Origin of the sequence: Parvimonas sp. KA00067 (genome assembly GCF_001553085.1) — a bacterium.
Taxonomy (GTDB): Bacteria; Bacillota; Clostridia; order Tissierellales; family Peptoniphilaceae; genus Parvimonas; species Parvimonas parva.
In genome coordinates, this window is the sequence record NZ_KQ960151.1 from 102,782 (window position 1) to 111,284 (window position 8,503).

The 8,503-nt window shown below is 32.2% G+C and carries 7 protein-coding genes; all 7 read left to right on the forward strand.

Annotated features, from left to right (window positions below):
- The first annotated feature begins 123 nt into the window (after positions 1 to 123).
- On the forward strand, positions 124 to 1,449 hold the full coding sequence (gene rsxC, locus HMPREF3181_RS05755) for an electron transport complex subunit RsxC (RefSeq protein ID WP_068474353.1): 1,326 nt from the start codon (positions 124 to 126) through the stop codon (positions 1,447 to 1,449).
- Between the two features lie 10 nt (positions 1,450 to 1,459).
- On the forward strand, positions 1,460 to 2,899 hold the full coding sequence (locus HMPREF3181_RS05760; protein ID WP_082713922.1) for an RnfABCDGE type electron transport complex subunit D: 1,440 nt from the start codon (positions 1,460 to 1,462) through the stop codon (positions 2,897 to 2,899).
- The gene (locus HMPREF3181_RS05765; RefSeq protein ID WP_068474356.1) at positions 2,899 to 3,477 is read left to right on the forward strand and encodes an RnfABCDGE type electron transport complex subunit G; all 579 of its coding nucleotides are present in this window, start codon (positions 2,899 to 2,901) and stop codon (positions 3,475 to 3,477) included. Before HMPREF3181_RS05760 ends, HMPREF3181_RS05765 begins: the two co-directional genes overlap by 1 nt.
- A 10-nt stretch (positions 3,478 to 3,487) precedes the next feature.
- The gene (rsxE, locus tag HMPREF3181_RS05770) at positions 3,488 to 4,102 is read left to right on the forward strand and encodes an electron transport complex subunit RsxE (protein WP_068474358.1); all 615 of its coding nucleotides are present in this window, start codon (positions 3,488 to 3,490) and stop codon (positions 4,100 to 4,102) included.
- Entirely contained in the window at positions 4,102 to 4,677 is a 576-nt protein-coding gene (gene rsxA, locus HMPREF3181_RS05775; RefSeq protein ID WP_068474366.1) for an electron transport complex subunit RsxA, read from the forward strand. Before rsxE ends, rsxA begins: the two co-directional genes overlap by 1 nt.
- A gap of 10 nt (positions 4,678 to 4,687) precedes the next feature.
- Positions 4,688 to 5,521: an RnfABCDGE type electron transport complex subunit B gene (locus HMPREF3181_RS05780; RefSeq protein WP_068474369.1), complete on the forward strand. Its 834-nt coding sequence runs from the start codon at positions 4,688 to 4,690 to the stop codon at positions 5,519 to 5,521.
- 602 nt (positions 5,522 to 6,123) lie between these two features.
- Positions 6,124 to 8,187, forward strand: coding sequence for an elongation factor G (gene fusA / locus HMPREF3181_RS05785; RefSeq protein WP_068474372.1), 2,064 nt, complete (start codon positions 6,124 to 6,126; stop codon positions 8,185 to 8,187).
- Positions 8,188 to 8,503: the final 316 nt, after the last annotated feature.

Here is an 8,503-nt window from a genome sequence, read left to right on the forward strand (position 1 = left end):
AATACAAGTTTTTAAAATTATTTTTTACATAACATAATTTTAATCTTAATTTAAGATTATGTATAGGATTTATTTATTGAAAAATTTTAAAAAAATTTGTGATATTAAAAAGAGGTGAATAAAGTGAGCGTGAACACTTTTAAAGGTGGAAAGCATATCCACGATTTTAAAGAGTTGACTAATTCTAAACCTGTTAATTTCGGTTTTGTACCAAAGACAGTAACGATACCTTTATCACAACATTCAGGTGCGCCTGCTACTTGTTTGGTTAGTAAGAATGATTTGGTAAAAGTTGGACAAAAGATTGGTGAGGCCTCAGCTTTTATTTCTGCTAATGTTCATTCAAGTGTTAGCGGGAAAGTTAAGTCTATTGATGAAATTATGACTGCAACCGGTGTTGTATGCCAAGGGGTAACTATTGAAAATGATGGTTTGGACGAATTAGGCTATGAAGAAAAGAATTTAACTATTGATGAAGTAAGCGCAACAGACATACTAGATGCCATAAAAGAAGCTGGAATTGTTGGACTTGGTGGTGCCGGGTTCCCAACTCATGTAAAATTGACAGCTAGAGAAGGACAGATTACAGACTACATAATAATAAACTGCGCTGAATGTGAGCCATATTTAACAAGTGACCAACTTATGATGGAATTATATCCTGAAAAGGTTGTGATGGGGTGTTTGCTTGCTATGAAAGCTATGGGGGCTAAAAAAGGTATTTTAGGTATCGAAGATAATAAGCCTTTAGCTATTGAAAAATTGCAAGAGGCATCAAAATCTTATCCTGAGGTAACTGTTAGTGTTGTAAAGACTAAATATCCACAAGGCGACCAAAAAAGACTTATCCAAGCTACAACTGGAATTGTTGTACCGTCTGGATCATCAACTTCTGCAGTTGGAATAAGAGTAATAAATGCGAATACTGCAATTGCTATTAATGATGCTGTTTTACATGGTAAACCTTTATATGAAAAATTAGTTACAATGACAGGCCATGCTCTTAAAGAACCACAAAATGTTATGGTTAGAGTTGGGTCAAAAATTTCTGATATTGTAGAATTTATCGGTGGATATGAAAGTGAGCCTGGAAAAATTATTTCCGGTGGACCTATGATGGGAGAAACTCAATACACTCCAAATGTTACGACTGGAAAAGCTATGGGTGGATTACTTTTTATGACTCAAGAGGAAAGCGCACCTAAAGCTGTAAGTCCTTGCATTAGATGTGGTAAATGTGTCGATATTTGTCCTGTGTACTTACAGCCTTTGTATTTACAGCTATATACTTTGAAAAATAGAGTTGAACAGGCTGAAAAATTACATTTAATGGATTGTATAGAATGTGGTTCTTGCTCATATATTTGTCCGTCAAATAGACCTTTAGTTGAAGCAATCAGACTTGGAAAAGCTGAAGTTAGAAAACAAGGTAAAGGAAAGAGAGCATAAGGAGGGTACTATGGACGAAAAAGATTTAAAAGTTGAAGTTCCTTCTGAATTAGAAAACGGAACGGACATTGAGGTAAAAGAAACTGAGGTCGTAACTGAAAGTGTTGAGGAAGTAAAGGAAGTTGAAACTGAAAAAGTTGAAGAAACTTCTACTACTGAAGAAAAAACAGAAAGACCGGTTAGAGAAAGAAGAGAAAGACCTGCAAGAGAGCCTAGAGAAAGAACTCCAAGAGAGAGAAGACCTAGAGCAGCTGCAGAAGAAAATACAGAAAATTCCAAAGTAGTGGAAAATGCTGAAACTACTGAAGAAAAAACAGAAAGACCGGTTAGGGAAAGACGTGAAAGAACGCCTAGAGAACCTAGAGAAAGAGCTGAACGTCCTGCAAGAGAAAGACGTGAAAGAACAGCTACTACTGGAGAGGGTTCAGAAACTCCTGCTAGAGAAAGAAGAGAAAGACCTGCTAGAGGTGGACGTAATGAAGAACCACAAATCAAGTTATTTGTAGGCTCATCTCCTCACTTGAGAAGTAAAGAAACAGTTAGTACAGTTATGAGAGATGTTGTTATTGCACTTATTCCAACTTTACTTGCCGGAATTTATTTCTTTGGACTTAGAGCATTACTTGTTACATTAGTAGCAGTAGGATTTGCTGTTGGGTCAGAATATCTTTATGAAAAATTAACTCATAAACCTATTACAATAAATGATTTTTCAGCAGTTATTACAGGTATGCTTTTAGCATTTAACGTTCCTGTTACTATTCCATTCTGGATGGTAGCGCTTGGAAGTATGTTCGCCATTATAATCGTTAAGCAATTATATGGTGGACTTGGAATGAACTTTATGAACCCTGCACTTGCTGCAAGAGCTGCATTAATGGCATCATTCCCAACTGCTATGAGTAATTATGTTGCTCCAAATGCTGGAATTTCAAATTTATTAAATTCATCAACTTATTCATCATTAGATGCTACAACTTTTGCAACTCCGTTGTCAAAAGGAACTCCTGTTAACTTCTTGGAGGCATTTATCGGTGTTAGAGGTGGTTGTATTGGGGAAGTTTCTACAATATGCTTATTAATCGGTGCTGGATATTTGTTATACAGAGGAGTTATTCAAATTAGAATTCCAGCTGTATTTATAGCAACAACAGCAGTTGTTTTAGCATTAACTGGAACACCAATAGCAGATTTGCCAATTCAACTTTTAATGGGTGGACTTGTATTAGGGGCATTCTTTATGGCTACTGATTATGTATCAGCTCCTGTAAATAGAAAAGCTCAAATATTTTTTGCAATAGGCTGTGGGGTAGTTACCGCCCTTATAAGAAATTTAGGTGCACTTCCTGAAGGGGTAAGTTATTCAATTCTATTTATGAATATATTTACACCACTTCTTGAAAAATATTGTATCCCTAAAGTTTTTGGAGAAGGGAGAGTTAAAAAATAATGAAAGAAACTATTAGATTAACAGTAAGATTGTTTTTAATTACAGCAATCGCAGGTTTAATTCTTGCCTTTGCAAATAGTTTTACTTCTCCAGTTATTCAACAAAGAGAAAAGCAAGAATATGAAAATGCTCTAAAAGAAGTCTTTGCTGATGCGGATAAATTTGAAACTTTAGAAGAAGGAAAACTTAATTCAATAAAAACAAAGATAAAAAATATAGAAAAAGTAGAAATTGCTAAAAAATCAGATAAAACAGTTGGTTATGTTTTTAAAACACTAGGAAAGAATGGTTACGGTGGAGATATTTCAATGCTTATGGCTATAAATATTGAAAACCAAACTATCGTTGGATTTAAAGTTTTAAAACATAATGAAACACCTGGACTTGGAAGTAGAGTAACAACTCCTGAATATGCACAAAGCGTTGTTGGAAATAAAGTTACTGAACATTTAGTTAAAAACTTGCATCCGGACAAAGACAATGATATTCAAGCAATAACAGGAACAACAATAAGTGTTAATGCAGTTTTAAACGGTTTAAATGCCGCAATAGATGCTTTAGCAGATGTTGGAAAGTAGGAGGGATAATATGAAATTAAAAAAGATTTTCTTTGATGGTATATTTTCAAACAACCCCGTACTTGTTCAATTAGTTGGTATGTGTTCTGTATTAGCCGTAACAACTAGTGTTGTTAATGCGATTGGTATGGGTTTTTCAGTAGTATTCGTAGTAACTTGTTCAAATATAGTAATCTCAATGCTTAGAAAATTTATTCCTGATAAGGTTAGAATACCGGCTTATATAGTAATTATAGCGACATTCGTAACATTGGTACAGATGTTCTTGTCAGCTTACATACCGGCACTTAATGCAAGTCTTGGACTTTTCATACCACTTATAGTAGTAAACTGTTTGATTTTAGCAAGAGCAGAGTCTTTCGCATCAAAAAATTCAGTTTTCTCATCTATGATTGATGGTGTTGGACAAGGTATCGGTTTTACTTGCGCATTAGTTGTTTTAGCTAGTGTTCGTGAACTTTTAGGAAATGGAACTTGGTTTGGTTTTCCGATTCTTGGGAAAAATTATGTAAGTATAGGTGTTATTACACAAGCTCCGGGAGCATTTATAATTCTTGGGCTTTTAGTAGCAGGATTTAATATTTTAAATAAAAAAGTTAATGCTAAAAAAGAAGGAGGTAACTAATGGCTACGATATTAAAAATTTTAGTTGCATCAATTTTAGTAAATAACTATGTATTGGGACAATTCTTAGGAATTTGTCCATTGATTGGTGTATCAAATAAAGTTGAAACAGCATTTGGTATGGGTATGGCAGTTACATTTGTAATCACAATTTCAAGTGCAGTAACTTGGTTTATCCAAAAGACAATATTGGATACTTTAGGACTTCAATATTTACAAACTATCGTGTTCATACTTGTAATAGCAACTTTAGTTCAATTTGTTGAAATGGTACTTAAAAAAATGAGTCCAAATCTTTATAATGCGCTGGGAGTTTTCCTACCACTTATAACAACAAACTGTGTAGTTTTAGGGGTTGCGATTACAAATATTCAAAAAGAATATAATTTGTTAGAAACAATATTTAATGGTTTAGGAGCATCACTTGGGTTTTTATTAGCCATTGTTTGCTTAGCATCTTTAAGAGAAAAAATGGAATTAACAGCAGTTCCTAAAAACTTAGAAGGTGTACCTATTACTTTAATTACCATTGGACTTATGTCTTTAGCATTTTATGGATTTGCTGGCTTAGTATAGAGGTGAGATTATGAATGAAATAATGATACCAGTTTTGGTACTTAGTATTTTAGGTATTTTATTTGCATTGATACTTGCATTCGCATCAAAAGTATTTTTTGTAAAAGTTGATGAAAGAGTTGCACAAGTTAGAGGAGAATTACCAGGAGCAAACTGTGGTGCTTGTGGATTTCCAGGCTGTGATGGACTTGCAAAAGCTATTGCAGAAGGAAAAGCTGGAATAAATGCTTGTCCTGTTGGAGGTGCCGACTTAGTTGCAAGACTTGCAAGAATCTTAGGAACAGAAGCAGGAGAAGTTCAAAGAATGGTAGCTTGTGTAATGTGCCAAGGAGATAAAGAATTTGCAAAAGAAAAATACATATATACCGGCATTAGAGATTGTAGGGTAAACAACTCAATGCAAGGAGGAAGTAAGACTTGTGCTTATGGTTGCTTAGGCTGTGGTACTTGTCAAGACGTTTGTGGATTTAATGCAATAGATATGATAAATGGACTTGCAGTTGTAAATAAAGAAAATTGTACAGCTTGTAACAAATGTATAGATATTTGTCCAAAGAACTTAATTGATTTAGTTCCTTATGAACAAACAGTTATGGTTAAATGTAAGAGTTTTGCAGCAGGAAATGTTGTAAAGAATGCTTGTAAAGTTGGTTGTATCGGTTGTAAAATGTGTGCTAGAGTTTATCCTGAGGCATTTACTATCGAAAATAATCTAGCAGTTGTAAATTATACACAAGGCTTAGACGAAACATTACTTTTACAAGCTGCAGATAAATGTCCTACAAATGCAATTCATCCAGGATTGTTAAAGAAAATGGCTGAAAAAGTAAATGAAGTAGCATAGATAAGAGTGGGTTTAAACTCACTCTTTTTTTGTTTTAATTATATATATTATATATGGAGTTATTTTAAATTTAACATTGTTTTTTTTTTTATTTCTATGTTACAATAAATATATCAAAAGCGTTTTTTAACTTAAGTTATAAAAATTGGGGGTTTGTTATGAAAATTAAGAAAAAAATTAGTATTTTGTTAGCTTATGGATTGCTGTTTTAGCATCTAATATTTTGGCAATTTATTTTACAAAATAGAGATATTAATTATGGTAGTAAATAAATTTTTTAAAAAGTATTTGATTTCAGTTATAACGTTTTTGATAATTTTAATAGTATATAAACAAGATATCATAAAATTTATGGTATTGTATGTTTTGTTGTTGATTGTATTTGAATGTATATTACAATTAATTAAAAAAATTAAATAAATTCAATGAAAATTCCAGTTTTTAAAATTAAATACTGGAATTTTTTTATAAAAAAACTATTTGTAAGGGTGTTTTATTTTAACTTTTTCATAAAAAAAACTTGACTTGAAAACATTTCCATATTATAATATCATTAAGGTATTAATTTATCTATATTTACGAAATGTTAGGGGGAATTAAATATGAAATCATATTCAACAGAAAAGATTAGAAATCTTGCGTTAGTTGGGCATAGTGCCAGTGGGAAGACTTCTCTTTGTGAGGCTTTACTTTATAAGACTGGCAATTTAAAAAGACTTGGCAAGGTTGAGGACGGAAATACCGTAACTGATTTTGATAAAGAAGAAATTTCAAGAGGAGTTTCTATTTCAACTGCTATTGCACCAGTTGAGTGGAAAGACTTTAAGATAAATTTAATTGACACTCCGGGGTATTTTGATTTTAGTGGGGAAGTTTACAGTTCTCTTAGAGCATCTGAGGCTTGTTTGGTTGTTTTAGATGCGCAAAACGGTATAGAAGTTGGAGCTGAAAAAGTTTTAAAATATACTGAAAATATTGAATTACCAAGAATTATTTTTGTAAACAAGATGGATAAAGAAAATGTAAATTTTGCAAAAGTTGTTAGTGATTTACACATTGCTTTTGGTAAAAAGGTTATTCCTTTCACTCTTGCTCTAGGCGAAGGTGAAAATTTTAAAGGTATTATTGATGTTTTAAATAAAAAAGCTTATGAATATGATGGATTTGAAAGAAAAGAAGTTGAAATTCCTGAAATAAGAGTTGAAGAAGTAAATCACGTTTATGATACAATCGTAGAAGTTGTTGCAGAAACTGATGACGAACTTATGGAAAAATTCTTTGACGGTGAAGAGTTTAGCCACGAAGAATTTATGAAAGGTGTTACAAGTGCATTGTTAAACGGTTCAGCTGTTCCTTTGATTTGCGGTTCTGCTATAACAGGTGCCGGAATTGATATGTTACTTGATATCATCACAGATTATATGCCTGCTCCAAATGATGAGAGAGCAAAGAGAGGCTTTAGAAATGAAGATGAAAATGTTAGAAATATTTGTGTAAATGAGCCTTTCTCAGCAGTTGTATTTAAAACTATTGTTGACCCATTCGTTGGAAGAATTTCAATTTTTAAAGTTATGAGTGGTAAGATTAGTAAAGATACTGAAATTTTTAACTCTACAAAAGATGAAATGGATAAGTCAGCAGGATTATTCTTCTTGAGAGGTAAAACTCAGTTGGAAACTTCTGAAATAGTTGCAGGGGATATTGGTGCAGTTTCAAAACTTAATTTAACAGAAACAGGAGATACTCTTTGTGATAAACAAAATAAAACTCTTTACAAGAAGATTAAATATCCAAAACCAAATCTTTATTTTGCGATAGAACCGAAATCTAAAAATGATGAAGATAAGATTTCACAATCTCTTCATAAATTACATGAAGAAGACCCAAGTTTTGTATCTGAAAGAAATGTAGAAACTAAACAACATTTAATCGGTGGACAAGGAAATGTTCAACTTCAAGTTGTTTTAGATAAACTTAAAAATGTTTATGGTGTTGAAACTAATATCGTTCCTTTAAGAATTGCATACAGAGAAACTATTAAAGGTAAATCAGATGTTCAAGGTAAACATAAAAAACAATCCGGTGGTGCAGGTCAATATGGAGATGTATTTATGAGATTTGAACCATCAACAGAAGAATTTGAATTTGCTGAAGAAGTTTTCGGTGGAGCAGTTCCAAGAAATTACTTCCCTGCAGTTGAAAAAGGAATTAGAGATTGTCTTGAAAAAGGAATTTTAGCGGGATATCCGGTTGTGAATTTAAAAGCAACTCTTTATGACGGTTCATATCACCCTGTTGATTCTAATGAAATGGCATTTAAAATTGCAGCCTCAATAGCTTTCAAAAAAGGTATGGAACAAGCAAAACCTGTTTTACTTGAACCTATAATGAAAGTTGAAGTAAGAATACCTGAAATTTATATGGGAGATGTAATGGGTGACTTGAACAAGAGAAGAGGAAAAGTTTTAGGTATGGAAATGCTTGAAGACGGAACTCAACTTGTAATCGGAGAGGCACCACATTCAGAACTTTTTGAATATGCTATCGACTTGAGATCAATGACTCATGCAAGAGGAGAATTCTCAATGGAATTTGACAGATACGAAGAAGTACCTGCAAATATCGCAGAAAAAATCATTGAAGAGTCAAAAAAAGAAGATAAATAGATAAAATTAACTGACCTTTTAGCTTTACTTAAAAGGTCAGTTTTTATTATGAGGAATATGTTTAGATTAATAAATTTATCGGACAAGAGAGATTTGAAAAAGTTAATATATAATAAAATAATATTGCACAAAAAATACAGATAGGTTATATAAAAAATAGCTTATCTGTATTTTTTAATAATTATTTTGTCATAAAAAATGTAAAAAAACTATTGACAAAAAATATATGTATATATATAATTTAAATGTGAGAAGATATAAAAATAAAAAATAGGGGTAAAATGAAAATGAAAATGAAAATGAAAAGGATAATGGG

Coding starts and splice junctions, on each gene's coding strand:
- HMPREF3181_RS05780 (WP_068474369.1), top strand. CDS start 4,688: ATGAATGAAATAATGATACCAGTTTTGGTACTTAGTATTTTAGGTATT.
- rsxA (WP_068474366.1), top strand. CDS start 4,102: ATGGCTACGATATTAAAAATTTTAGTTGCATCAATTTTAGTAAATAAC.
- HMPREF3181_RS05760 (WP_082713922.1), top strand. CDS start 1,460: ATGGACGAAAAAGATTTAAAAGTTGAAGTTCCTTCTGAATTAGAAAAC.
- HMPREF3181_RS05765 (WP_068474356.1), top strand. CDS start 2,899: ATGAAAGAAACTATTAGATTAACAGTAAGATTGTTTTTAATTACAGCA.
- fusA (WP_068474372.1), top strand. CDS start 6,124: ATGAAATCATATTCAACAGAAAAGATTAGAAATCTTGCGTTAGTTGGG.
- rsxE (WP_068474358.1), top strand. CDS start 3,488: ATGAAATTAAAAAAGATTTTCTTTGATGGTATATTTTCAAACAACCCC.